We start from the raw sequence: 24,415 nt of genomic DNA, 5'->3' as shown, positions 1-24,415 counted from the left end.
TGTAGCTTCTATTAGCACATCAAGCAACTAAAGAAAATTTATACCAGTTTCGCATCCTAGTACGACGCATCTATTTCATTTAGTATCAACTATAGCTACCCAAATTACTTTTACGCTTTGTATTCATGCAAGTTTAAGTAACACCTCTTAATCTTTTGGCTGTAGCTCAACCACTTGCCCGCGTACACCAATACTTTCGTTACTCATCAAGCAGACGTAGGCTGACATGATATCTTCAGGTGTTTTTAAGCTCATAGGGTTTTCACCTGGATACGCATGCGCACGCATATTGGTACGAGTACCACCTGGATTAACGCAGTTAAAACGTAGATTGGTTGTGTTCTGCGTCTCTTGAGTAAAGATATCACTCATACCTTCTACTGCTTGTTTGGAGAGTGCATAAGCTCCCCAAAATGCGCGAGGATGTGTACCTACAGTGCTAGAGGTGAAAACAACAGAACCATGATCAGCATCTTTTAATAGTGGCAATAGCGCTTGAGTCAGCATAAAAGTCGCTGTGAAATTTACTTTCATCACTTGGGCAAAAGTATCGACGTCATACATCTCAAGCGGCGTCAGTTGTCCTAATATACCAGCATTATGTAAGATACCATCTAACTGGCCGACTTCTTTATTGATTAGCCCTTCGAGCTGCTGCATTTCGGCGTAAGTTGCCCCTTCTAGATTCATCGGCAACATAGCAGGCTGCTTACCTCCAAGGCTTTCAATCTCATCGTAGACGTATTCAAGCTTGCTACTAGTGCGTCCTAACAATAAGACAGTGGCGCCATAACGCGCATAGGTCAATGCGGCAACACGGCCAATACCATCCCCCGCACCAGTCACCAAAATAGTCTTACCATCTAAGCAGTTACTTGACGGTACAAAGCTACGAATATCATCATGAGTCAAAGGCTGAATAGGACTTTGAACCGTTTTTTTATTGTCTTGTGGATCGACTGGTTGATTATTATTGTCACTCATGGCATTACTCACTACTTATCATTAAATCGTTGAGGATATGTGCTTATGGTTGTAAATCTGGTGATATATAGCAGTCTATAAATACTCAAACTTACCAGACGATAGCAGCAATTTATTTAGCTGCTCAGGCGTATCCGTAATATAGTCGGCGCCCCATTTTTTCAAAGACTTTTGATCTTCAGGTGGAATATATCCATAAGCGGCCAAAATCGTTGGCATGCCAGCAGCGTTGCCAGCTTCAATATCACGTACATGGTCACCGACATAAAGTACGCAGCCTGCAGCCCCTCGCGGAATACCGAGTTTTTCTAGCGCCATGTACATTGGCTCTGGGTCTGGTTTGGTACGTGATACGTCATCTGGACAGACCAAAACCGCACAGCGTTGATCCAGTTGCATCTCACTTAATAGCTTTTCGGCTAAATAACGTGGCTTGTTGGTAACGATACCCCAAGGCACGCCCTTTGCTTCAAGTTCAGTCAGTACCGCTTCAAGCGCCTGAAACACGCAGCTATCGACACAGATATCTGCTTCATAATCATCTAAGAACTGCTGACGAAACTCAAGCAACGCTTCTTCGCTGACTTCGAGTTGATTGTTATGTCTTAGCATCAATTGCACCATAGCTGAGGCGCCCGCAGAGACTTGCTCTCGGATTTCCGCTTCAGGCGGTGCCTGCCAATCATTTTCGAGACTCATTTTACCAATGATACGAACAAAATCAGCAGCAGTATCGATTAATGTCCCATCAAGGTCAAATAAAACAGCTTTTACAAATTGGGTCATAGTGAATGCTCTTGAAATTGATGACGTGTTTAGTGAAAGTATGGCAAATAAATGGACGTTTGCAGCATTAAACCAGTGGCTTTTGTACGGCTATCATATAATTAACATCGACGTTTTGGGCAAGCCAGTAGCGTTTGGTCAGCGGATTATAATGCAAACCGATAATATCCTGACGAACAAATCCAGTATTGAGTGCCATTTTGTCTAATTCTGCTGGCGTAACAAATTTGGCATAGTCATGGGTGCCGCGATCAAGCAACCGCAGTACATACTCTGCACCAACGATGGCAAACAGATAAGACTTAGGATTGCGATTAATCGTTGATAGTACACAGACGCCGCCAGGAGCCAGCAACTCATAACAAGCTTGCACAATCGAGCTAGGATCTGGCACGTGCTCTAGCATCTCCATACAAGTCACTACATCAAACTGACCAGCATGTGTTTTTGCTAACTCTTCAACAGGTATATGCTGATAGCGAAGCGTATTCTCTAACTGGCTTTGCTCTGCATGTAACGCAGCAGCTTTTAGGTTTTCTGTACCTAAATCAATTCCTGTCACATCAGCACCGCGGCGTGCCATAGATTCTGACAATATTCCGCCGCCGCACCCTACGTCGAGTACTTTTTTGCCAGAAAGTCCTTGCTCAGTGGTTTTATTAGCATCGTTTTGATAGCCACGTTTGACGTTTTCTTCTATCCAGTTTAAACGTAATGGATTGATCTCGTGTAGCGTTGCAAACGCCCCTGTGTTGCTCCACCACTCACTCGCCAAGTTATTAAATTTTTCGACTTCGCTAGGATCTACGTTGATGGTGGTAGACTCTGTACTATTGAAAGCGATATTATTATTTTGATCATTTGAAGTTGATGAAGAATTTAAAGCAGAGCTCATGGTATGTTCCTTGATTGTCACTATCGTTATTATCGTTTACAGTGCATGATTATGTGCTTAATATTAGCATGAGAGTAGCAGTTTTGTCGTAAGCACATCGTCAGCGATTGTGAATAGGCTTAAACTTTACCCTGTTTTTTGGGCAGTATCTTGATATAGAAAAGATACGTATCCTTGTGACAATATCGCATTCTGATACTTTTGAATCTCTTAAGTTCCATATAGAAATAAAGCAGACACTTGAGAAACAGTAGATTCAAAAAGTAACAAGCAATATACCTTAAATAATAGCTAACAGCTTTACAACTATCGGTTAAGAATGCGATTCACAAGTACATATATTTTACGTTATCATAGTCGATACTTTGTTATTGTTCGATTATACTCGACACTGTCTGGTTTAGACGCTTTAAAAGCTATATATTTTAGAGTGTCACATGTTTAACAACCATATAGACACCAACCTCTTAACCCATTCTAAGTCTCCACACCTCAAGGATAAAGTATGAAACGTGTCATCACACTGACTGGTCTAGCCATGGCCATTGGACTTGCCTCTATGGGCGCACAAGCTGCAGACTATGTCGCTGGAAAAGATTACCGTGTGCTAGACAACCCAGAGAAAATCAGCGGTGATGCTATCATTGTTCGTGAATTCTTTTGGTATGGTTGCCCACATTGTAATGTGCTTGATCCGCATATGGAAAAATGGGCAAAGACTAAAGACAAAGATGTCGCATTCTTCAAAACACCAGCGGCACTTAACCCTGTTTGGGAAGCCAATGCACGCGGTTTTTATGCGGCTCAGCTTTTAGGGTTCGAAGACAAAACTCATTCTGCATTATTTGATGCTATCCACAAAGATGGTAAAAAACTGTTTGATCAATCATCATTGAGCAAATGGTACGCGTCAAAAGGCGTGAATGAAAAGAAATTTAACAGCCTATATAACTCATTCGCTGTTGGTACAAAAATTGGTCGCTCACAAGAAGGCGCTAAACGTTATCAGCTTTCTGGCGTACCAGCTGTGGTGGTGCAAGGCAAATATGTAGTCACTGGTGAGAGTGCTAAAGTACCTAAAGTCGTCGACTACTTGGTCGACAAAGCCCGTGCTGAAAAGAAATAACTCAAGCAATAAATACTTGAATAATAGACATAACGCACAGTACATCCGTACGTCATGCACAAAAAAGCCAATCATAAATTGATTGGCTTTTTTGCATCTTAACATTTTAGCTATTCATTTTTTAACTACTAACCTGTCAACTAATAATCTTTCAATTAATAACCTTCTAGCTTGGTGTAGGTATTATTTTTTCAGCTGCGACAAAATAGCCACTTCACGAATATAACTCGCCAAATCTGCTTTAGATTCTGCTAGCAACTCATCGTCTTGCATATGTTTGGCATATTCTATCCACAACAGCAACTGATACATACTGTGGTGCTCAGAAGCTTTATATTGCTTCACAAACTGCTTGAGCGTACCTTCATCATTGATATTTAGACGCTCGTACCAGCTCTCTATTTTTGAGACTTGCTCTTTAGGAAAGAAGGCATCAAATAACGCCTTTATCAGCTCATGGCGATTTTCTTCAATCATCAGCTTACCAACACGTTTGGTCTGACGATTGCGGGCATTGGCACTGGTAATATCAGCAAGTGCCATTAGCTCCGCCATAAAATAATCACTGGCAGGTAAAGCTTTTAGCTGTTTTTTCGATAAGCTAGCAAGCGGTATAGATAACTGCTGTAAGCGCTCATGGGCTTTTTTGAGTTCTGTGCGCGAGACGCGCATATCCTGTTCTTTCCAGTCAATCATAAAAGCTTTCCAAAATAATAATTAATAAATTAAATAGTATCTGACATCACTACCAACGACTTTTTTCGCGGTGTTTTGCCAATACCTTCACGCCTTTAGGCATGGCGTCAGCAAGGCGGCGTTGTAGATGATCAGTGATAAAAACAGAGCGATGTTTTCCGCCCGTACAGCCTATGGCAACTGTGACCGTATGACGATTATTGTGCAAAAACTCTGGTAGCCAACGAGTTAAAAACTTATCAATGTCATTCATCATTTCTGCTACTTCTGGATAATCTGAGAAGAATGCGCCTACTTCGGTATCCAATCCTGTCGAGTCACGTAACTCAGGGTTCCAATGCGGATTCGGTAAAATTCTAACATCGAATACAAAGTCAGCATCGATAGGGCTACCGTATTTAAAACCGAAAGACAGTAGATTGATGACAATCTGATTGTCCATGCCTATGTGTTCACGCAAGCTGTCTTTTAACTGATGAATATTTAGGCTACTGGTATCAATCCTAATATCAGCATGACCAGCAATTGGCTCTAATAGCTCAACTTCTTTTTTGATAGCAGCAGGTAAATTAAAGGCAATATGCTTAGCATTGTCACTATCAATATCTTGAGACATTAGCGGATGTACACGGCGTGTCGCATTGAAACGGGCTATCAGCGTACTCTCTTGTGCAGTCACATATAAAATTTGTACCGCATGAGACCCATAAGTTTCCTTGAGAGAAGCATACGTTACTGCAAAGTTAGATAAATCAGCACGTGGCGTTCGAATATCGACACCCAGCGCAATACGATGAATGCCGCTTTCATTGACCAGTTTATGAGCGGCATTAGGTAACAAAGACAGCGGCAGATTATCAATAGAGTAATAGCCTAGATCTTCTAAGATATTCAATACTGAGGTTTTACCAGATCCTGAACGCCCTGAGACCACCAGTATACTGAGCTTATTCGTAGACGTCTGATCCGCTATCGTTGCTGCCGCATTACTATTTTGATCCTGACTTACACCCATGATCTACTCATCCAAGTCTATTGTATCTAGTCTACTGCTACGTCATAAAAGCTAATTTACCACTACCAATTGATTGTCTAACAAACGCGCCTTTCCTAGCCATGCTGCAACTAAAATAACGATGTTTTTGTTCTCTGTATTAAAGGTTTTAGAGTCACTTACGACAGAACCTAACTCCTCAGTCTTTACTTCCAGATAATCAATAATAAAACCTGCGTCACTAATACGTGTCCGCGTATCTACTAATAGCTTATCAAATGCTTGCTGACTAAGAGCCGTACTTTTCAAACTCTGCGCTAATTCTTGCAATGCTTGATGTAATACAGGGGCAACTTGACGCTCATTTGCACTTAAGTATTGATTACGAGATGATAGCGCTAAGCCATCATCAGCACGAACAATAGGCGCACCAATGATATTAATAGGATAACTCAAGTCACGTACCAACTGCTTAATAATAGCAAGCTGCTGATAGTCTTTTTGTCCAAATACTGCCACATCTGGTTGTAAGATATTGAATAGTTTAGCGACAACAATACCAACACCATCAAAGTGTCCAGGACGTGATTGACCACATAACTGATTGGCAACAGCACCAGCTAATACAGCAGTAGGTGGTGGTAATACTGGATACATTGCATCAATACTAGGTGCAAATACGTAATCTGCATTCACTGTCGCAAGCTTAGCCACATCTGCATCTAGTGTACGCGGATAGCTGTCAAAATCTTCCCCAACGCCAAACTGAGTGGGGTTAACGAAGATACTGACCACCACTACATCTGCATGCTGTTTGGCAATCTTTACTAGCTCAAGATGACCGTCATGCAGATTACCCATCGTTGGTACTAACGCAATGCGCTGCTGACGGCCTTGTTTGTCACTTTGCTGACCACGATAAGGCTGAAGCGCTTCACGTAGTGACGAGATATCATGATAAATAATTGGAGACATGATTACTTTTCTTCTATTCAAACGTTCTGTTGTTCAATAGCGTAAATAACTTTAATAACGTCAAAATCAGCTAAATTGTTGCTGCTCAGTCGGGAAACTACCTTCGCGTACTGACTGCTGATAGAGCGCAAAAGCACCTTCGATACTGTGTGCGCTATTACGCTCATCAGTTAAAAAGTCATGGACAAAACGTGGCACTCGGCCATGCGCCATACCTAGCATGTCATGCATCACCAGTACCTGACCATCAGTATCGGCTCCAGCACCAATACCAATAACTGGCACGGCAACAGCTTCAGTAACGGCTTTTGCAAGCGCGGCTGGAACACATTCTAGTACTAGTAATGCAGCACCAGCATCGACGACTGCTTTGGCATCGGCAAGCAGTTTATTAGCCGCCTCATCACCGCGACCTTGAATTTTATAACCGCCAAATACGTTGACTGATTGCGGAGTCAAACCAAGATGCACACAAGTTGGTGTACCTGCTTGCGCCAAGGTCGTTACCAATTCACACAGCTCGCTACCACCTTCGATTTTTATGACATGCGCCCCTGCTTGCATTAATGTGCGGCTATTGGCGACGGCTTCTGGTAGTGTCACATAACTCATAAACGGCAGGTCAGCCAATATCAACGCGTGTTTGTTGCTACGAGCAATATTGGCAGTGTGATAAGCCATATCGTTGACTGTCACAGGTAGTGTTGAGTCATGGCCTTGTACAACCATGCCCAAGCTATCGCCAATTAAAATCGTATCAATCTCGGCTTTTTCCATCATTCGTGCAAACATCGAGTCATAACAGGTCAAGCACGTGAACTTGGTGCCGTCTTTTTTAAACTTATTTAGAGTAGATAATGTCGTCATATGACCCTCAATTAATCTGCAATGCCTTTGATTATCAATACTGCTACTATTCTAGCTATGATCGAGATGTTTTAGACCAATCTTCTATCACTCAGCATCATTTACTTATAATCAATCGCTTGATAGTAATGTTAAACCTGTCCAATCACGACTTTGGGAATAGTCACCTATCGACTTACCGGCGATGGTTAAGTTTGGTGCCAACTCTCGCAGTGGTATTAAGACAAAATTGCGCTCACTTAAACCAGCGTGCGGTATTGTCAGTATTGGATCAATAATCTGTGTCTCGCCGTATAGCAAAATATCAACGTCCAGACTACGTTCACCCCAACGGCGCAAACGTGCCCGCTTGGCCATACTCTCTAACTGCTGACAAAAAGCAAGCAGCTCATAAGGGGGAAACGTTGTCTCAAAACCAGCTACTGCATTAACAAAATCCGGCTGATCTTGCGGACCCATCGGTGCTGAAGCGTAAAAAGAAGAGACACTTACCTCACGTACCTGCTCATGTGATTGCATCATTGCAAGCGCCTGCTGCAAGTGATCGGTAGGTGAACCTAGCTCATTAGCGAGGTTGCTACCCAAGCCCACATAACAGGTAACCCAGTTACTATTATCTGTACTATTATCCATATTATGCGCTTTCGGTACTAGGCTGACGGCGGCGGCGCTTCGATGGTACAGGGCCTTTGTTATCAGTGACTTTCACAGCAGGCATCTGATCACTCATATCTTGCTTCGCTTTAGTAGCCTTTGCAGTAGTTGCTTTCACCGATTTTTTGGCTCTCGCAGGTGCAGCGGTTTTTGCCGCGTCTTTGCTATCTACTGCCTTGCTACCTACTTCCTTTACACTTTTAGTATCGCTTTTAGCAGTTGATTCAACTGCAGGTTTAGGCGCTTTTTTCGCATACTTTGCTGCTGGCTGTGCGTTGTCATTACTGTCCTTCGCAACGTTACTGCCTTGTACTTCGATATTGCTTGTACTATCTACAGTAGGTTGACGACGGCGACGCTTATGCGGGATAGGTTCGTTGTTCATACTGACTAGCGCAGGTGATCTTGCAATCGAGCGAGCTGGTCTAGCCTGACTAGCTGAAGCTTGAGCTTCTGGCTGATTAGTATTAGACGGCTGAACGTTATTTGAGCGTTCAGACTTAACCGCTTGCTTTGGTGCATCTTGATTGGTTGATGCTGGCTTTCGCACAGGTGCTTTACTACGTTTCGACGCATTATCAGCTGACAGTTGCTTCTGTAAAGGTGGCACAACGTTCTCGTGCTCTATAACAAATAACGGCTTAGGCTTTACCTGTTGATTTGCCGATTGCTTGTTACTAGCAAGAGACAACTGCTGTAGCTGAGCAAGCTCGTTATTATCTTGCTCTACTTGCTGCACGTTATGTCTACCACTGTCAGTGCGACCAGCTTTAGATTGACTTGCAGCGCGGCGGCGACGGGCTGGAATATTTGACGAATCATTTACCATTGTTTGGTCATTTCTACCTTTTTCAGCACGGTCATCGGCTTTGTTTTGCTTTGTACTGTTCTGATTGGGTGCTGCATTATCAGTAGTCTGTGTTTTTGATTCTTGACGATTACGTCCGCGACCACGTTGCCCTTTTTTATAAGCACCTCGGCGAATATTTTCGTCAAATTCATCAATCGCTTGCTGCTGCTCTTGTTCAGACAAGGTTTGATACGTCTGCCACCAGTCACCCATATCGTTGGTTGACTCTGATAGCGGATGCTCTGCATCGCCGCACTGCTCACGTAATAATAAAAAGTCAAAGCCCGCACGGAAACGCGGATGCTCTGATAGCTGAACGATCTGTTTGCTACGTGGGGCTGCAAGTTTTGGCTGCAATATCCAGATATCTCGAATGAATTGCTCAGCAAATTTCGGAATAGCGGTTTTGATACGCTGACGGTCGATGACTTTGCCAGCCGCATGCATTTGCGCTTCGGCAAACGGCATATTACGTTTCTTAGCTTTTGCTAATTGATGTAGGTAATTTTCCCACAGTAAGGCAGCATAGAAGAACGCAGGGTTGATACTCTTGCCCGCTGCAATACGCTTATCGGTATTGATAGCTACCTGATTGACTAAAGCACTTGGCTCAGACGGTGGATAGATAATGAGACTATCAATCGCACCTGATTCAAACAATAATGGCAATAGAGGTACTAGATAGCCACCGGTAAACATCTTTTGCGTTTCATCATAGAGACGATGCGGTGATATTTGCTCAAGTAGCGCCCAGTTCCCATCATTGAATTGAGCAGACAACGCTTCATCAAACTCAAAACCCAACTTGGCTTTGAAACGTAAGGCACGTAACAAGCGCACAGGATCTTCTTCGATACGTACTGGCGCATTGCCCAATAGACGAATGATTCTGTTATCAATATCATCAAGCGCGCCGCAGAAATCATGGACGATGCCTTTGAGCGGTTGATAATAAAGCGCATTAATAGAGAAATCGCGACGGGAGAAATCTTGTTGGATATCGCCCCAAACATTGTCGCGCAGAATCATACCGTCTTGATTGGTATTGGCATCACTGGTTGGTGGACCACGGAAAGTAGCAACTTCGATCAACTCGCGACCTGAATATACATGCGCTAACTGGAAGCGGCGACCAATAATGCGGCAGCGCTTGCCAAAGACATCTTTAATCTCATGCGGCTTGGCATCGGTGACGGCATCAAAGTCTTTCGGGCGCAGACCTAGTAAAGTATCGCGCACACCACCACCGACGATATACGCATCAAACCCAGCACGGGTCAATGTGGCAATCACTTCAGTAATGGAATTGGGTAATTCAGATTTGTTCAGTTCTAACTGCTTGGCGGCACGCTCGGCCATGCATCTACTCCTCGCCGGTATTCTTTAACTACCCCTGAATAACACAGCGTTTATCAGGCGGATGTACCCGCTAGTTTAACAAATTTTGGACCTACTGGGGGTGTTATGACATTTACTTACATGCTATTTTGTCAATATTGGGGTTAATTAATGCAAAACACCCTCATTAATCGCGCACGCTTAAACGTCTTTGGTTTTTCTCGACCGTTTTTGCACCGATACCTTTCACTTTTGCTAACTCATCCACTGTCTTAAAATCGCCAAACATATCACGATATAAAATTATCGCCTGCGCTTTACTGCTACCGATACCATCTAACGAAACCAGCTCGCCTTCATTGGCTCGATTGATATTGATAACTTTCTGCTCACGCGCTTGTGTAACAGCTGTTTCTTTCGCGATCAAATACTCATAAGCACGTTTAGGGTCGTCAAAACAAGGGTCTGCATTCGCATTACTGAGTGCGACCACAGACAATAGGAGACTAAAAGCGGTGGTCGTCAGTAAGCTGGCAAATGAAAATTTACGATGAGCGTTCATGTTGTTTCGCCGCTTCCCACAGTGCATCCATTTCAGTTAAGTCGCTGTCCTCTAACTGCTTGCCAGCGAGTTCTAGTTGCTTCTCAATATAACCAAAGCGAGATTTAAACTTGTGTACGCAGGTTAAGGTTGCTGTCTCTGCATCAAGGTTTAGTTTACGTGCGACATTGACTAGCGCAAACATACAGTCGCCTAATTCCTTTTCGACTTCTCTGATATTTGCTTTGACCTCAGTTGTAGACTTATCTGTTAGCTCATGTTTTAGCTCAGCAATCTCTTCATCTAGCTTATCCACTGCCCCTGTAATACCTTCCCAATCAAAACCCAAATTTGACGCTTGCTTTTGTACATCTTGCGCTTGCATCAATGCGCTACCCGCTTTGACTTGATCTAAGCGACGCTTTGATTTACCACGTGCTTCGCGTGCCTGCTGTTCCTCGAGCTTGATTTCGTCCCAACGTACTTTTACTGCTGCATCGTCTTTGAGCGTTTCGGCTTCAAACACATGCGGATGACGACGAACCAGCTTATCTTGCAAAGTGCTGATAACATCACTCATATCAAAGCGCCCTTGCTCCGCATACATCTGACAATGAAATACCACTTGCAGCAGCACATCGCCAAGCTCACCTTTGATGTCTTCATCATCTTCGCTTTGTACCGCTTCACCTAGCTCATAAGCCTCTTCGATGGCATACGGAATAAGGCTATGGTTGGTTTGCTTTTTGTCCCACGGACAGTCTGTTCTTAGTCGTGCCATCAACGCTAACAAATCATCAAGCTGGCCAGTGGCGTCTGGCGTTCCTTGTACAGGCTTAGGCACGGTAATTTTATTGTCTGAGATACTCATAAGGGCGGCTCTTATCGTTTTATATGTTGTTTGATGATTCGTCTAATAGTTAGTGTATCATTGAACACAGCTTGGCTTATAATTGTGCTACTAACCTCTTCATTTTACCACTGCTCATGCGCGAGGAACTTTATCATTATGTCCACTTCTGCGACCACCAGCTATCAACCAGCTGCGACATTCGACCCTATTACTATCAGCTCATTTAAAGCCTATGACATTCGGGGTGAGCTTGGGGTCAATCTCGATGAAGAGATTTCCTACCGTATCGGGCGCGCGTTCGCACAGATTTTGTATCAGCGTTATCAGGCAGCAGCTCAAACCCAAGCCGATGATATAGCAACTCTAAAACCTGCTATCGTTATCGGTAGTGATATTCGCCACTCTAGTGAGCAATTAAAACAAGCCGCTATCAAAGGCATCGTTGATGCAGGCGTTGATGTTATTGATTTGGGCATGAGTGGTACTGAAGAAGTATATTTTGCTACCAGTCACTATCAGGCGTTAGGTGGTATCGAAGTGACTGCCAGTCACAATCCTATCAACTATAATGGCCTAAAACTGGTTAAAGAATATTCAAAACCAATCAGTGCCGATGATGGGCTGGCAGAGATTCAAGCACTGGCAGAATCTGGGCAGTTCACTACGGATAATCAATCAGGAAAATTGCAGTTATTGACGGATAAAAGCGCGTATATCGATCATGTTATGACTTTTATCGATACTGATAAACTAAAACCACTCAAACTGGTCGTTAATTCAGGCAATGGTAGCGCAGGTCCTGTGGTCGATTTGTTGATTGAAAAACTTTTACAAGCTGGCGCACCGATTGAAGTGATTAAATTGCATCATACACCAGATGGTAGCTTCCCCAATGGCATCCCCAATCCAATGATTGAAGCCAATAGAGTGGCTACCCAGCAAGCCGTTTTGGCAAACAACGCGGATCTTGGCATTGCTTTTGATGGTGACTTTGATCGCTGCTTCCTATTCGATGAACGTGGCGAATTTATTGATGGTAGCTACATCGTCGGTATGCTCGCTCAAGCATTTTTGAATAAATACCCAAGCGAGTCAATTGTCTATGATCCACGGGTAATTTATAATACCGAAGCAGTGATAGATGAACATAATGGTAAGGCTGTCATTAGTAAATCTGGACATTCATTTATCAAGCAAGTCATGCGGGACTCAGGTGCTGTATATGGTGGTGAAATGTCTGCGCATCATTATTTCCGTGATTTCTTCTATTGCGATAGTGGTATGATTCCATGGTTATTGACCATTGAGCTATTGTCTATCACTGGTAAAACACTATCCGATTTGGTCACAGGCTATATTGCCGCCTATCCCAGCTCAGGCGAGCTAAACTTTCACCTCATCACTCACGATGCAACAACAATTATTAGCGCAATTGAAGATAAATTCAGCAACGAGCAACCAGTTAAATCAACACTTGATGGTTTAAGTCTTAACTTTGGAGAGTGGCGCTTTAATTTGCGAGCATCGAATACCGAGCCACTTATCAGATTAAATATCGAAAGTCGCGGCGACCAACCGTTACTGGCTGCTAAAACTCAAGAGATAGAGCAGTGGCTAGCAACTCAAGGTGCTGTACCAGCATAAAGTCATTAACCCAGTAAAAAATAATTCTGATTTGCAGTCGAAAAAGGCTCGCTAATGAGTATTAGCGAGCCTTTTTTCTATACACAGAAAACCTTAAATCAAACTATTTAGTTCGACCAATACCCATATAATCACCTACTAAGCTATTAATTTGCGAGCGTGTCAGTACATTTTGCGCATCAAATACGGGCATGGCTTGTTGATTAATTTTGCCAATATCTAATTGATCTCGCGGTGACCAACTAACGATAAAAACAGCATGAGTATCGCAAAGCTGTTGATAAGGACTAGCAATCAGCTCAAGCAAAGGTTGTTGCTGATAAAGCTCGGCAAGTTCATGCTGTGCCTTATCGCTATAAACCAGTGTGCGAATATTATAAGACCACAGTAATGCTAATAACGGATGGATAGCTGAGCCAGCAGTACGTCCTGAGCCTGACTTATAACTACCGCCCCAAATCATGACGGTTTTATTATCGATAAAGCCATCAAAATATTGCCAAAATTTACGGAATATCAGCTCTTTCTGATCTTCATTAATATGCATAATAGATTGCAATAAAGGCATATCCAAACTGTGTGTACGGCTTGATTGTTGCAATTTAGCCAGCTCAGTGGGCAAAGTATTACCACCGAACCCCCACCCTGCTTTTAGATAACTGCTGCCTACCCGCTCATCCAATCCCATAATGCGACTGACTTGACTGATATCGACATTTTGACTATCAGCCAAACGTGACATCTCATTCATAAAGCTTACTCTGGTTGCTAGCATCGCCATGATGCTACTACGGGCAAACTCTATCGTTGCGATATCCGCATGATGAGTAGCGCGTGCATGCTGCATTAAAAGCTTCAGTACATTCAAGTGCTGGCTGCTACTTGCTGTCTTTTCACCCAGTAGCCATAATGAAGGGTTCAACATCGAGCTATAAGCATCGCCATCTTGTAAGAATACAAATGGCACATAATAGACCCAAGCACGTTGCAAACGTTGAGCCAATTCTGCTACATGGCCTAATTGCTCAATGCCACTCATAACCACAGAGATTGCCTGCTGATAGCTTTGATTAAACGCGGTAATCCAACTGTCTTCTGTCCATGCTAGCTTGACACTGTCTAAAAACAACCAATAAAGCGTCACCGTACTTTGAACATCAGTTTCGTTATGACCAGCTGCTTCATAGCCTTTTATTAGCATATCGGCACTAACTGGTAATTCCTTACTAGTAATAACCTGCTGCTGCTCATACATTTGCCATAGGGCTTGCAAGTGATGCTCAAAACCATATTGCTGTATCTGCTGAGTCAGTAGCGCCTTGTCTGCGTAAAGATGTACACACTGACCGAGACTTGCCAGCACCACTGCGCTGGTAATCGCCTCTATGCTGTGACCAATAAGCACACAAACTGTAGAATCGGATAACTGGTTTGGTTCAGATTTATTGTTATATGTATTCATATGGCTACCATCTAGAGCCGTCTCCATGAGCGTGCTTTCCTATATTATTGACGTATCAATACTACTAAGACAGCTGTTTGATACGCTGTAGTAATTGGTCAGTAGATGTATCGAATAGACCTTGAGAGTCTTTCTGGATATGCTGCATAGCCTGATGTACGGAGTCTGCCATTTGCTTGCCCATCTCAACGCCCCATTGATCAAAAGGATTGATATCCCAGATACTGGCCATAACATAGACCTTATGCTCGTAGAGCGCTATCAATGCGCCTAAGCTATGCGGCGTCAGCTCATCAATCAATAATGTGGTTGACGGTTGGTTACCACGGTAGTACTTATATTTATCCGCATGAGATACTGTCTGTGGATCGACAAGATCTGTTACAGCAGCATTGCCAAATGCCAATACTCGACTTTGCGCCAGACAATTGGCTAGAGACAACTCGTGCTGTTGTTGCAATGATGAGTTTTGTGCTTCATCACTATAGCGACGTACACAAGCGATAAAGTCACAGGAAACCTGCTGCGTGCCTTGGTGTAGCAGCTGATAGAATGCATGCTGCGCATTTGAGCCGATTTCACCCCATAGAATTGGACACGTATCATAGTCAATATGATCCCCATTTCGAGTAACAGACTTACCATTACTCTCCATCTCTAGCTGAGTAAGATAACTCGGCAAATAGCCTAGCCTGCCATCATAAGGCAATACGGTATGAGCATTTACTTGTAAAAAAGTACTATTCCAAACAGCCAGCAAGCCTAGCAGTACGGGTAAATTGTCGGCAAAGTCCGCCTGTGCAAAATGCTCATCCATACTATGAGCACCGCTTAATAGAGCCTTAAAGCCATTCATACCGATACGAATAGCAATGGCAAGGCCTATCGCCGACCATAGAGAGAAGCGACCGCCGACCCATTCCCAAAGCTGCAACTGATGCTCAGGATGAATTCCCCAAGCACTCATTTTTTCACTATTGGCTGAGATGCCGATAAAGTGTCGACGCAATACACTATCTTCTGTACCTGCACGGAGTTTTGCCGTCGCAAGTAGCCAAGATAATGCCGTCTTAGCATTCGATAAAGTATCAACCGTACCAAAGGATTTGGAAGAGATAATAAATAGTGTGGTCTCAGGATTTAAATGCTTGAGCAAATTATCAAGCTGCGTACCGTCCATATTGGAGACAAAATGCACCTTAATACTGGTATCCGCCCATTCATCAAGCGCCGTAGTTGCCATGAGTGGGCCAAGATCAGAACCACCAACCCCGATATTGACAACATCTGTAATTGCCTTGCCCGAAAATCCGCGCCACGTACCGTTACGTACGCGCTCTGAGAGGCGTGCTACTTGTGACAAACTATGATGTACATCAGTGACAATATTTTGTCCATTGACTTGTAATGTCGCTGTCTCTGGCAGGCGGAGCGCCGTATGCAATGCTGCTCGCTGCTCGCTGGTATTTACCATCGCCCCTTGTAGTAACGAATCAATACGAGCATCTAGCTCACAACTGTCAGCCAAACTCAGTAAGTTAGACAATACTGTCTGATCAATACGCTGCTTACTAAAATCCATATACAGCGCACCAGCCTGCACGCTAAAATGCTTGGCACGCTTATCATCTTGCGCAAATAACTGTGCAAGCGACCACGGGTGCTTTGCAAGCGTCTGTAGTTGCTGCCAGTATTTAGAATGTCGAGCACTGCTATATGCCTTATCGCCCTTTATCTCTTCCATCAGCTATTCATCATCTGCTAATTGATGCTTGGCAAAGTAGATGAATGCCTGCATATACGAGCGCATATCGCCTGCATCGTAGCTATTACCGCGCATAGTTGTGACATGGACACCATACTCACTAATGAGCGCGTCAATCGCATCCGTCAGCTGAATCTCACCACCGACAGATGCTTTAGTATTGGCTAAGTAATCAAAAATATGGTTGCTAAATACATAGCGCCCTACCACAGCCAGATTGGAAGGAGCATCAGCTAAGTTGGGCTTTTCTACAAAACTAGACACTTTAAAGCTAGCATTAATATTCACTTCTTCGTTAATGTCATCAGTATCGTTGAATTTTTCATCTAGCTGAGCAATACCATATTTATGTACGTCTTCATCCGCTACTTGATCGACCAATATCTGTGAGTGACCATCTGTAGCAAATGCATCTAGCATAAAGGCCAAATTATCAGCTGACATATCAGTAGTAAAAGGATCAAGCACAACATCAGGCAACAATACAGCAAAGTCATGCTTACCAATGATTGGACGCGCTGCCAGTACCGCGTGCCCCAAACCTAAAGCCTTACCTTGACGTATCATCGACACAGTTACATCTTCTGGCAACCAATTTAAGCTATCAGCCAGTTCATCTTTTCCTTTGTGACGGAGTTGGCTATCTAATTCAACATTGATATCAAAATAGTTTTCAATTGCGCTCTTTTGCGCATGACCGACCAAGACAATATGTTTAATACCGGCAGCGACTGCCTCTTCGACCACGTAATGGATAGCAGGGCGATTGCCAAGCGGCAACAACTCTTTTGGCACAGATTTTGACAATGGCAGCATACGTGTACCAAAGCCTGCGACAGGAATAACGGCGTGAATGATTTTTTTCATATAAATAAGACTGTTTCAAAAGTTAAGTGAGGATAAGGTAGTAGATAAACGATGATAGCTTAACAAGTATCAAGATACATTGTATCCATTCGGGTTCATGCTCTGCCAACGCCATGTATCTCGACACATATCAGCAATCGATAATTCAGCTTGCCACCCTAACAGGGTTTTCGCTTTATCGGCACTGGCATAGCAACTGGCGATATCCCCTGCACGACGTTCTACAAACTGATAAGGAATGCTCTGACCAGATACATCAGAAAATGCAGATACCAATTCTAATACAGATGTACCTTTGCCAGTACCTAAGTTAATAGGTAAAAAGCCTACTGAGTTTTGCGCCGTACCATCTTCACTTGGTCTGGTTTGTTCCTCTAAATAACCGAGGGCAGTCACATGACCTTGAGCTAAGTCAGTAACATGAATAAAGTCACGGACACCTGTTCCATCGACAGTAGGGTAATCATTACCAAAGATACTGAGCTTATTAAGTTTGCCGACGGCCACTTGGGAAATATAAGGCATCAAATTATTAGGAATGTCATTAGGGTCTTCGCCAATCTGTCCTGATGGATGTGCCCCTACTGGATTAAAGTATCTGAGAGCAATCAGGTTCCAGCTGCCATCAGACACAGCTAAGTCTTCTAATATATGTTCAACTGTCAGCTTGCTCTGACCATAAGGATTGGTACAAGAACGCTCAGAGCTCTCATCGATGGGTAAGGATTCAGGATCACCATAGACAGTGGCAGATGATGAAAAAACTAAATTCTTAACGCTATACTCTGCCATAACTTCTAATAAGGTAATGGTACCGCTGACATTATTATTATAATACAGCAATGGTTTTGCTACTGACTCTCCAACTGCTTTTAACCCAGCAAAGTGAATCACGCCAAAGAATTCGTGTGAAGCAAAGACCTCTCTGAGTAACTCATCATCTCGAACATCCCCTTCGATAAACTCAATTGTCTGTCCAATAAGAGTAGAGACACGGTTAATCGCTTCACGGCTACTATTAGATAAGTTATCGTATACAACAATATCATAGCCTGCTTCGTGTAGTGCTATACAAGTATGGGAACCGATATATCCAGCACCGCCAGTAACTAATATTTTTTTACTCATGAAATAATCCAATAGTTTTCATTCGTACCTGTTGATTGATAAAATCATAATAATCACCACATTGTTTATACCAATATTCTAGATACATCTATAATTCTGGAACGCCTTAATTTATTTGAATTAATTTTGACCTTAGACTTAACAAGCCTAATAGCTTATTAATTAGAATACCCTCTAAGGGTATCTAACGACAATCACAATAGGGCTATGTATACAGACTATTAAAAAACATCTGACATACACATTTGGACGAAAAATTTTGGATGTTGCTGAGTATTAAATAGACGGTAGCCAAAACGATATGGGAAGCTTATATCCCAATCTAGCTCAAGAGCCTCGTTTTTGGTTATGGGCATAATCGCATGTATCTTACTAGGTAAAGTGAGTCTAGATAAATCTACATTGGCACTAATATACATAAGATCGTAGCCATCAGCATGTTGTTTTATACCTAAACCATTACAAATTTTCCAAGTCTGATGTGGCTTATTACTACGCCAATTAGCTATTATTTTATTTTCCAAGTCTAAATGATATCCTGAATCATTTGACTGTTCTAACAAATATTGCGCTTGATCTATATCAGTCGGTTGCAACGCCACCACATGAAAGCTATCGCTTATCTCCCACTTTAGTCTTTTTACAAAACCAGGTGCAGATTGATTATTGGGAAAACCAAATACAACAGCTGGCTCATTTCGATTTTCAATTCGACTATACACTCTTTCAGCTAAAACTCTGAACAGTTGATGCCGTCTGAAATCGATGGAAACCATTGTTGTCATAGACAGGTATCCTTTAATTTCCTTGTCCTTGCTATGTAAATCCATGGGAATCACAGCATAATGACCCACTAACTTATCACCATCAAAAGCCATAGAAACAATCGGATCACCAAAAGGGTTTATCTGATAAGCCCAATTCCACAACTCACTTGATAAAGACTTGCCAAAAGACTCCAAAAATAACTCTGCTATTAAATCGAAATAAGGTTTCAATTCAGAGCTACTATCGATATCCACCAGTTCGAAGTCAGGTTTAGTATTCATAGAATCCTCGGCGTACTTTTCTACCTAAACGACCAGCACGAACATATTGCCTTAATAGAGGATGAGCACGATATTTAGGGTCACCTGTTTCTTGATGTAAGGTTTCCATGATAAATAGACAAACATCAGTGCCAATCAAATCAGCCAGTGCTATTGGTCCAATAGGATGGTTTGCTCCTAATTTCATTGCAGCATCAATATCTTCTTTGAGCGCCACACCTTCAGAGTATATAGCTATTGCTTCATTAATTAATGGTATTAACATTCTATTAACGATGAAACCAGGTGAATCATTCACCACTACAAAAGACTTTTCCAAATCCGTAACTATTTTCTTTGCTTTTTCTAATGTTTCATTTGAGGTTGTTAAACCAACAACTAATTCTACTAACTTCATAACAGATATAGGATTAAAGAGATGCATACCAATAAATTGTTCAGGCCGACTTAAACACATAGAAAGCTCAGTAATTGATATAGATGAAGTATTACTTGCAACTATCACATCAACTGGTAACACTCCGTTCAAACTTGATAACACTTTTTTCTTGATTTCTAAATTTTCAGCAACAGCCTCAATATAAAAATCACCGCCACTCAAATCTTCAACATCATGTGTAATGGTCACTTTCTCAATAATCATTTGGGTTTGTTCTTCAGTAAAGCTCTTTCTTTTACACTGTCTTAACAAATCTTGTCGTAATATTTTGATTTGATTGGCAATTTCACCATCTTGCCTACCCCACCAATAAACATGACCAACAAATGGCATTTGCGCAAAAAATGCCACTATGCCTCTTCCCATAGTTCCACTACCTAACACACATAAATTCATATAATTTCTTCTCTATAAAATAGCTGGACTAAATTTACTATTCTCGATTCGTCTACTTATAAGCCGTAAGATTATCGCATAAGAAGTATTAGCAATCATCGTTAATCAACTAATAAGCTGCTAAAATGAACAGTCACAATATAATCAAATCAGTTGTTATCCAATATATCTATTTAAAACGATGCGGCAAGAGTTTGCCTTGATAGAACCATCTCACATTAGCAAAGACGCGCCTTAGCTTATGAACATTAAATACTATATCCGTCCAATTATAAATGCCTATTGCCAACACTATTTGCATTATCGTAAGTCGAAGCAACGCTTAGCTCTCGTCATTGGGATGATGCCATGGCAAAACATAGTTGGTGACTGGGTTTTCGAGCATAAGCACTACCAAATACAAAGACATTTTAGTGAACGCTATTTCAATCTATTACTTAAGCCGTTCATTCAGAATACCAATCCAGTTATATATATTTGGGGATATAAAGCTCCTGCATACTTCATTGAATATGCACGAGAGCAAAATTTAGATATTTTCTTTTTAGAAGATGGCTTTATCCGTTCCAGTCCAAACGATGAAAATGGCTCACCGCCTTTATCTATTGTGATAGATAGCCAAGCACCTTATTTCGATACCACACGCCCTAATGATCTTACAGATTTAATGGTCAATTTTGATTTTGAGCAAGATGGCTATGATGATGTACTGGCACAAGAAATGCTTGACTATTATGTCACGCATCGAGTTAGTAAATATAATCATCAGCCCTATATCGATATAGATTTAATATATGGCATTAAGAATAAAAAGCGTATATTGATATTGGGACAAGTACCTCATGATGATTCATTGAAATACGGTGGTGGTGTTGGCATTACTCTACTTGACGTAGTCAATAGAGCAATTGAAGAAAATCCTGAAGCACAAATTATTATTAAGCCACATCCGATGACACTTAACGATCCCTCTGTCATCAGTACGCTTACTGAGTTGGATTGTCTTATTCTAACTCAATCGATTCATTTGGTTGATGCCTTGGAAACAATAGACCACGTTTATACCGTTACATCATTAGGTGGACTTGAGGCACTGTTGAGAGGTAAAAATGTTACTGCACTAGGGCGACCATTTTATTATGAATGGATACTAAAAAACAGAAAGGTTCAAAAATATTCACTTGCTAAAATATACTATGTTCTTACAAAAGTACATTATGTACTTTCAAACACTGCTACAACCTAAAAGGACTTCTTTTTTCAAAATAATCTGTTGTCCTTTGCTTAATAATCAAATTCGGTGAAGAACCAAAAACCAATGAATTATCGGGAATATTTTCATCTTTAATTTGCGTACCTGCGGCTACGTAAACATTGCTACCTATTTGGCAATTGCCTATTATGGACGTGTTTGCAAACATCCAAACATGAGAACCAATAGTCGGATAAATCCCTCTATTACCACCTACTGTACAGTTCTGCTGGAACACAAAATAATCGCTATATTTTGCTCTTCCTAAGACAGTACCAACAGGATGTTCTGGAAGAAAAAACTGAGGCAAATCTATGCCATGATAAATATCACAACTGTTAAGTACTTTATTTAAAAGATAAAGCTTATCTGCTAATTGTTTCTGATGCACCATCTTAGATAGTTTATACAAGAGTATACAATACTGTGTAGAATTGAGAGGATCTAATATCGCGCCACAATCACTAGAAAAATACTTATTTTTAACTCTTGAGAAGTGATTAAAAATTAAATCAGTACTCTCTGTCAATTTATTATCAATAACTTCTCGCTCTTCTTCATCTAACCCATATAAATTTTCTAATTGCCTATAAAGCATACCTAATAGATTAGAATAGCCTCCAATAATCTGACCCATTATTACTTTCCTTATATTTTTTTAGCCATTTTATTTTGTTTTTAAATTTCTTAAAAGCAGAGATTGAAGACACCACATCTTTAGGATCTTCATTTTTGAATAAAAATAAATATGGATGTGTTTTTTCATCATAAAAGCCAACTTTCAAAGGAAGTTTACCTTTAGTGCTCTGCATTTCATACAAGCGATAGCTATCTATAATTAAAGTATCTAACAGATTCGGTTCAAATAAACACCATACATCTTTCCATTTACTATTAACTTTAGGGAAGTTATCTTGTAGCACTTCTTCAAATGGTATCAGCAGGTCGCTATCAATTAAAAATAAGTTACCTATACTCTTTGATATACCGTAATCTGAAAGTGCAGCAACTTTTTTATTCAGGACTAATGCCTCAATCAACACTGCCGAAGTAAAGCTAATTACGACATCCATTTCATCAAGTATAGTTTCAGTTTCCTCGTAACATACGGTAACTCTTGACCCTATTTTTGAAGCTACTTTATGCCAAAAATCCATGTAAAAATCTTTTTCAACTGCAGAGTTAACATGCGGTATGTCTTTTCTTCCTCTAGCCTTTATTATTATCTCTCGATCAGGATGGCGTTCATGATACTGTCTTATTTTATCACCTAAATAGTTTAATTGTTTAGGGTGATCTAGAATTCCCGGCTGCAATACTAACATTACCTTTCTAATACTATCCGGTTTATCGAGAGTATACTTGTTCCAATAGTCTCTAATAAAACCTGTTCTTACTAGCTGAGCATCTAGCAAATACTTATTAAATAAATCTTGTGCATATTCAAAGAAGCTCAAACTATTAATACAAATATAGTCAGACATAGATCTGACCAAAATACCTTGTGGATCTGCGATATCTTCAATACCATTAAACCCACTAATAATTACTGGTCTATATATAGCACCTTGATAGCATTTCTTGAAGACGTCATATATCTTTAGATACATGCCGCCACCTACCATAAGAACTATTAATCCGTACTCTTCAGTAAAAACCTTATCCAAATCATTAAAGGACTCGACATACTTAAATGTATCAATATTGTCACTAATTACCCTTTGTGACAAGTCATCTTCACTGTTAAGCGCCACAAAAGTAATATTGAAATCAAGAAATTTTAATCTAGATGCGAATCCATTGCACCAAGCAATTCGTGAATCAAAATCAGAAATAATTAGAGCTTTTCTTTGTTTCATATACTTAGTAGTTCGCTATTTTATAATATGTCTCGATATTTTTCGCCTGCTCTTTCATAGTACACAAGATAGTAGTGTCTAAGTTTATGAATGCAATCGTTTGTTTATACAATCCTGGCTTAAATTGTTTATCTAGTGCATCATCAATAACAACAGCTTCTTCATTCACAGTCCCTAGTTTAATCACTTTTACCTCTTCGAGCGGCTTTAGGACAATACGATGCTTGGGAGTCAAAAGCTCAATAGACCATCGACCAGGTGCACTCCAATCAGCTATATAACTGAATAAAACCTTACTTTCAGATATTCCAGAACCAACAAAAACACCTGATTTGTTATGATGCTCTACACTACCTGAAGAATAGCAAGATATCTCTTTTGGGCTACCAATTAAATGAAAAGCCATATCAATTACATGGCTAGAATTACCAATTAACCACTTATCAAAAACTTCTGCTGGTTTATTTAAATCTTTAATCTTATGCCACCATTCAGTAAATTCAAAATGACAAGACGATAAACCGCCATCTTGCTCAATAATTTCTTTAGCCTTATATACTGAACTATAAAAACGACGGTTGTAAGCTACAAAAAGATTAGCAGAGTATTTCTTTTCTAGTTCAGCTAATACTAATATCTCGTCTTTAGAGTTTCCTGCTGGCTTCTCTAACAAAATATTCTTTATACCATATTGTAAAAGAGCAACTGCACAATCTGCTAATTGGTGTACTTGCAAACATACAATTGCGAACTGTGGACAGTCCGGGTTACTACTCAAAAACTTTTCATAACCACCCTCTATAACTTCAGACTCTGTCATAGATCTAATTTGGTTGGCAGAACTTTCACTTCTTCCAATTATTAAATAATCTAAACCAATGTCATTAAGAACTTTCACATATTCTTGTGCCATTGGACCTGCACCAACCAACCAAACTTTTGACATATTAAATACTCACATTTTATTCAATAAAAAATACAATACTTATAGATTA

The 24,415-nt window shown here is 41.1% G+C and carries 23 protein-coding genes; 3 read left to right on the top strand and 20 right to left on the bottom strand.

What is annotated here, in order from left to right; translation table 11 throughout:
- Positions 1 to 147: 147 nt before the first annotated feature.
- The 3 genes from CXF62_RS06095 to ubiG all read right to left on the bottom strand — a co-directional run bounded on the left by CXF62_RS06095 (position 148) and on the right by ubiG (position 2,665).
- Positions 148 to 984, bottom strand: a complete 837-nt coding sequence (locus CXF62_RS06095; RefSeq protein ID WP_228153181.1) for a YciK family oxidoreductase — start codon at positions 982 to 984, stop codon at positions 148 to 150.
- Positions 985 to 1,059: 75 nt separating this feature from the next.
- Complete coding sequence (locus tag CXF62_RS06090; RefSeq protein ID WP_102093348.1) at positions 1,060 to 1,770, bottom strand: HAD family hydrolase; 711 nt, start codon at positions 1,768 to 1,770, stop codon at positions 1,060 to 1,062.
- Positions 1,771 to 1,837: 67 nt separating this feature from the next.
- Complete coding sequence (gene ubiG / locus CXF62_RS06085) at positions 1,838 to 2,665, bottom strand: bifunctional 2-polyprenyl-6-hydroxyphenol methylase/3-demethylubiquinol 3-O-methyltransferase UbiG (RefSeq protein ID WP_102093347.1); 828 nt, start codon at positions 2,663 to 2,665, stop codon at positions 1,838 to 1,840.
- Between the two features lie 505 nt (positions 2,666 to 3,170).
- Between ubiG and CXF62_RS06080 the strand changes: the two genes are divergently transcribed.
- On the top strand, positions 3,171 to 3,791 hold the full coding sequence (locus tag CXF62_RS06080; RefSeq protein ID WP_102093345.1) for a thiol:disulfide interchange protein DsbA/DsbL: 621 nt from the start codon (positions 3,171 to 3,173) through the stop codon (positions 3,789 to 3,791).
- A gap of 183 nt (positions 3,792 to 3,974) precedes the next feature.
- Here CXF62_RS06080 and yjgA read toward each other — a convergent pair whose 3' ends face one another.
- The 8 genes from yjgA to mazG all read right to left on the bottom strand — a co-directional run bounded on the left by yjgA (position 3,975) and on the right by mazG (position 11,577).
- Positions 3,975 to 4,487 carry a ribosome biogenesis factor YjgA gene (gene yjgA, locus CXF62_RS06075; protein ID WP_057757930.1) on the bottom strand — a complete coding sequence of 171 codons (513 nt, stop codon included), beginning with the start codon at positions 4,485 to 4,487 and terminating at the stop codon, positions 3,975 to 3,977.
- Positions 4,488 to 4,536: 49 nt separating this feature from the next.
- The gene (gene rapZ / locus CXF62_RS06070; protein WP_102093344.1) at positions 4,537 to 5,502 is read right to left on the bottom strand and encodes an RNase adapter RapZ; all 966 of its coding nucleotides are present in this window, start codon (positions 5,500 to 5,502) and stop codon (positions 4,537 to 4,539) included.
- A 51-nt stretch (positions 5,503 to 5,553) separates the two neighbouring features.
- A complete protein-coding gene (gene panC, locus CXF62_RS06065) occupies positions 5,554 to 6,456 on the bottom strand; it encodes a pantoate--beta-alanine ligase (protein ID WP_102093343.1) in 903 nt (300 codons plus the stop codon).
- A 66-nt stretch (positions 6,457 to 6,522) separates the two neighbouring features.
- On the bottom strand, positions 6,523 to 7,323 hold the full coding sequence (panB, locus tag CXF62_RS06060) for a 3-methyl-2-oxobutanoate hydroxymethyltransferase (RefSeq protein WP_102093341.1): 801 nt from the start codon (positions 7,321 to 7,323) through the stop codon (positions 6,523 to 6,525).
- 111 nt (positions 7,324 to 7,434) lie between these two features.
- Complete coding sequence (gene folK / locus CXF62_RS06055; protein WP_101204610.1) at positions 7,435 to 7,956, bottom strand: 2-amino-4-hydroxy-6-hydroxymethyldihydropteridine diphosphokinase; 522 nt, start codon at positions 7,954 to 7,956, stop codon at positions 7,435 to 7,437.
- A 1-nt stretch (position 7,957) separates the two neighbouring features.
- On the bottom strand, positions 7,958 to 10,186 hold the full coding sequence (gene pcnB, locus CXF62_RS06050; RefSeq protein ID WP_102093339.1) for a polynucleotide adenylyltransferase PcnB: 2,229 nt from the start codon (positions 10,184 to 10,186) through the stop codon (positions 7,958 to 7,960).
- Positions 10,187 to 10,352: 166 nt separating this feature from the next.
- The gene (locus CXF62_RS06045; RefSeq protein WP_102093338.1) at positions 10,353 to 10,727 is read right to left on the bottom strand and encodes a ComEA family DNA-binding protein; all 375 of its coding nucleotides are present in this window, start codon (positions 10,725 to 10,727) and stop codon (positions 10,353 to 10,355) included.
- On the bottom strand, positions 10,711 to 11,577 hold the full coding sequence (mazG, locus tag CXF62_RS06040) for a nucleoside triphosphate pyrophosphohydrolase (RefSeq protein WP_102093336.1): 867 nt from the start codon (positions 11,575 to 11,577) through the stop codon (positions 10,711 to 10,713). Before mazG ends, CXF62_RS06045 begins: the two co-directional genes overlap by 17 nt.
- A gap of 138 nt (positions 11,578 to 11,715) precedes the next feature.
- On the opposite strand from mazG, the gene CXF62_RS06035 reads away from it, so the two are divergent.
- Positions 11,716 to 13,203 (top strand): phosphohexomutase domain-containing protein, encoded by a 1,488-nt coding sequence (locus tag CXF62_RS06035; RefSeq protein ID WP_102093335.1) that lies wholly within the window; start codon positions 11,716 to 11,718, stop codon positions 13,201 to 13,203.
- Between the two features lie 103 nt (positions 13,204 to 13,306).
- On the opposite strand, the gene CXF62_RS06030 is transcribed toward CXF62_RS06035, so the two are convergent.
- The 6 genes from CXF62_RS06030 to CXF62_RS06005 all read right to left on the bottom strand — a co-directional run bounded on the left by CXF62_RS06030 (position 13,307) and on the right by CXF62_RS06005 (position 20,309).
- Positions 13,307 to 14,665: a UDP-glucose/GDP-mannose dehydrogenase family protein gene (locus CXF62_RS06030; RefSeq protein WP_185156604.1), complete on the bottom strand. Its 1,359-nt coding sequence runs from the start codon at positions 14,663 to 14,665 to the stop codon at positions 13,307 to 13,309.
- Positions 14,666 to 14,729: 64 nt separating this feature from the next.
- A complete protein-coding gene (pgi, locus tag CXF62_RS06025) occupies positions 14,730 to 16,409 on the bottom strand; it encodes a glucose-6-phosphate isomerase (RefSeq protein WP_102093332.1) in 1,680 nt (559 codons plus the stop codon).
- A 3-nt stretch (positions 16,410 to 16,412) separates the two neighbouring features.
- Positions 16,413 to 17,297, bottom strand: a complete 885-nt coding sequence (locus CXF62_RS06020) for a UTP--glucose-1-phosphate uridylyltransferase (RefSeq protein WP_102093330.1) — start codon at positions 17,295 to 17,297, stop codon at positions 16,413 to 16,415.
- Between the two features lie 69 nt (positions 17,298 to 17,366).
- Positions 17,367 to 18,425, bottom strand: a complete 1,059-nt coding sequence (gene galE / locus CXF62_RS06015) for a UDP-glucose 4-epimerase GalE (protein ID WP_102093328.1) — start codon at positions 18,423 to 18,425, stop codon at positions 17,367 to 17,369.
- Between the two features lie 221 nt (positions 18,426 to 18,646).
- Positions 18,647 to 19,474, bottom strand: coding sequence for a GNAT family N-acetyltransferase (locus CXF62_RS06010; RefSeq protein ID WP_102093327.1), 828 nt, complete (start codon positions 19,472 to 19,474; stop codon positions 18,647 to 18,649).
- Positions 19,464 to 20,309 (bottom strand): 3-hydroxyacyl-CoA dehydrogenase NAD-binding domain-containing protein, encoded by an 846-nt coding sequence (locus CXF62_RS06005; protein ID WP_102093325.1) that lies wholly within the window; start codon positions 20,307 to 20,309, stop codon positions 19,464 to 19,466. Before CXF62_RS06005 ends, CXF62_RS06010 begins: the two co-directional genes overlap by 11 nt.
- Before the next feature lie 241 nt (positions 20,310 to 20,550).
- Here CXF62_RS06005 and CXF62_RS06000 point away from each other — a divergent pair, with 241 nt between their 5' ends.
- Entirely contained in the window at positions 20,551 to 21,555 is a 1,005-nt protein-coding gene (locus tag CXF62_RS06000; RefSeq protein WP_102093323.1) for a capsular polysaccharide export protein, LipB/KpsS family, read from the top strand.
- Here CXF62_RS06000 and CXF62_RS05995 read toward each other — a convergent pair.
- The 3 genes from CXF62_RS05995 to CXF62_RS05985 are packed head-to-tail and all read right to left on the bottom strand — an operon-like array spanning position 21,545 to position 24,366.
- Complete coding sequence (locus tag CXF62_RS05995; protein ID WP_197707697.1) at positions 21,545 to 22,198, bottom strand: LbetaH domain-containing protein; 654 nt, start codon at positions 22,196 to 22,198, stop codon at positions 21,545 to 21,547. The two genes, CXF62_RS06000 and CXF62_RS05995, sit on opposite strands and share 11 nt — an antisense overlap.
- Positions 22,170 to 23,420: a DUF6716 putative glycosyltransferase gene (locus tag CXF62_RS05990; protein ID WP_102093322.1), complete on the bottom strand. Its 1,251-nt coding sequence runs from the start codon at positions 23,418 to 23,420 to the stop codon at positions 22,170 to 22,172. The genes CXF62_RS05995 and CXF62_RS05990 overlap by 29 nt, the downstream gene beginning before the upstream one ends.
- 4 nt (positions 23,421 to 23,424) lie before the next feature.
- Positions 23,425 to 24,366, bottom strand: a complete 942-nt coding sequence (locus CXF62_RS05985; protein WP_102093320.1) for a Gfo/Idh/MocA family oxidoreductase — start codon at positions 24,364 to 24,366, stop codon at positions 23,425 to 23,427.
- Positions 24,367 to 24,415 lie beyond the last annotated feature (49 nt).

It is taken from the genome of Psychrobacter sp. MES7-P7E, from assembly GCF_002863645.1.
Lineage (GTDB): Bacteria > Pseudomonadota > Gammaproteobacteria > Pseudomonadales > Moraxellaceae > Psychrobacter.
The sequence above is the reverse complement of the archived record's forward strand: the minus strand, read 5'-3'. Positions and strand labels throughout refer to the sequence as shown.

Excerpts from the sequence above, each read along its gene's own strand:
- CXF62_RS06090 (WP_102093348.1), bottom strand. The coding sequence starts at position 1,770 with ATGACCCAATTTGTAAAAGCTGTTTTATTTGACCTTGATGGGACATTA.
- CXF62_RS06010 (WP_102093327.1), bottom strand. The coding sequence starts at position 19,474 with ATGAATACTAAACCTGACTTCGAACTGGTGGATATCGATAGTAGCTCT.
- panB (WP_102093341.1), bottom strand. The coding sequence starts at position 7,323 with ATGACGACATTATCTACTCTAAATAAGTTTAAAAAAGACGGCACCAAG.
- ubiG (WP_102093347.1), bottom strand. The coding sequence starts at position 2,665 with ATGAGCTCTGCTTTAAATTCTTCATCAACTTCAAATGATCAAAATAAT.
- CXF62_RS06020 (WP_102093330.1), bottom strand. The coding sequence starts at position 17,297 with ATGAAAAAAATCATTCACGCCGTTATTCCTGTCGCAGGCTTTGGTACA.
- CXF62_RS06035 (WP_102093335.1), top strand. The coding sequence starts at position 11,716 with ATGTCCACTTCTGCGACCACCAGCTATCAACCAGCTGCGACATTCGAC.
- CXF62_RS06000 (WP_102093323.1), top strand. The coding sequence starts at position 20,551 with ATGAACATTAAATACTATATCCGTCCAATTATAAATGCCTATTGCCAA.
- yjgA (WP_057757930.1), bottom strand. The coding sequence starts at position 4,487 with ATGATTGACTGGAAAGAACAGGATATGCGCGTCTCGCGCACAGAACTC.
- CXF62_RS06005 (WP_102093325.1), bottom strand. The coding sequence starts at position 20,309 with ATGAATTTATGTGTGTTAGGTAGTGGAACTATGGGAAGAGGCATAGTG.
- CXF62_RS05990 (WP_102093322.1), bottom strand. The coding sequence starts at position 23,420 with ATGAAACAAAGAAAAGCTCTAATTATTTCTGATTTTGATTCACGAATT.
- CXF62_RS06080 (WP_102093345.1), top strand. The coding sequence starts at position 3,171 with ATGAAACGTGTCATCACACTGACTGGTCTAGCCATGGCCATTGGACTT.
- CXF62_RS06045 (WP_102093338.1), bottom strand. The coding sequence starts at position 10,727 with ATGAACGCTCATCGTAAATTTTCATTTGCCAGCTTACTGACGACCACC.
- galE (WP_102093328.1), bottom strand. The coding sequence starts at position 18,425 with ATGAGTAAAAAAATATTAGTTACTGGCGGTGCTGGATATATCGGTTCC.
- pgi (WP_102093332.1), bottom strand. The coding sequence starts at position 16,409 with ATGGAAGAGATAAAGGGCGATAAGGCATATAGCAGTGCTCGACATTCT.
- folK (WP_101204610.1), bottom strand. The coding sequence starts at position 7,956 with ATGGATAATAGTACAGATAATAGTAACTGGGTTACCTGTTATGTGGGC.
- pcnB (WP_102093339.1), bottom strand. The coding sequence starts at position 10,186 with ATGGCCGAGCGTGCCGCCAAGCAGTTAGAACTGAACAAATCTGAATTA.
- rapZ (WP_102093344.1), bottom strand. The coding sequence starts at position 5,502 with ATGGGTGTAAGTCAGGATCAAAATAGTAATGCGGCAGCAACGATAGCG.
- CXF62_RS05985 (WP_102093320.1), bottom strand. The coding sequence starts at position 24,366 with ATGTCAAAAGTTTGGTTGGTTGGTGCAGGTCCAATGGCACAAGAATAT.
- CXF62_RS06095 (WP_228153181.1), bottom strand. The coding sequence starts at position 984 with ATGAGTGACAATAATAATCAACCAGTCGATCCACAAGACAATAAAAAA.
- panC (WP_102093343.1), bottom strand. The coding sequence starts at position 6,456 with ATGTCTCCAATTATTTATCATGATATCTCGTCACTACGTGAAGCGCTT.
- CXF62_RS06030 (WP_185156604.1), bottom strand. The coding sequence starts at position 14,665 with ATGAATACATATAACAATAAATCTGAACCAAACCAGTTATCCGATTCT.
- CXF62_RS05995 (WP_197707697.1), bottom strand. The coding sequence starts at position 22,198 with ATGGGTCAGATTATTGGAGGCTATTCTAATCTATTAGGTATGCTTTAT.
- mazG (WP_102093336.1), bottom strand. The coding sequence starts at position 11,577 with ATGAGTATCTCAGACAATAAAATTACCGTGCCTAAGCCTGTACAAGGA.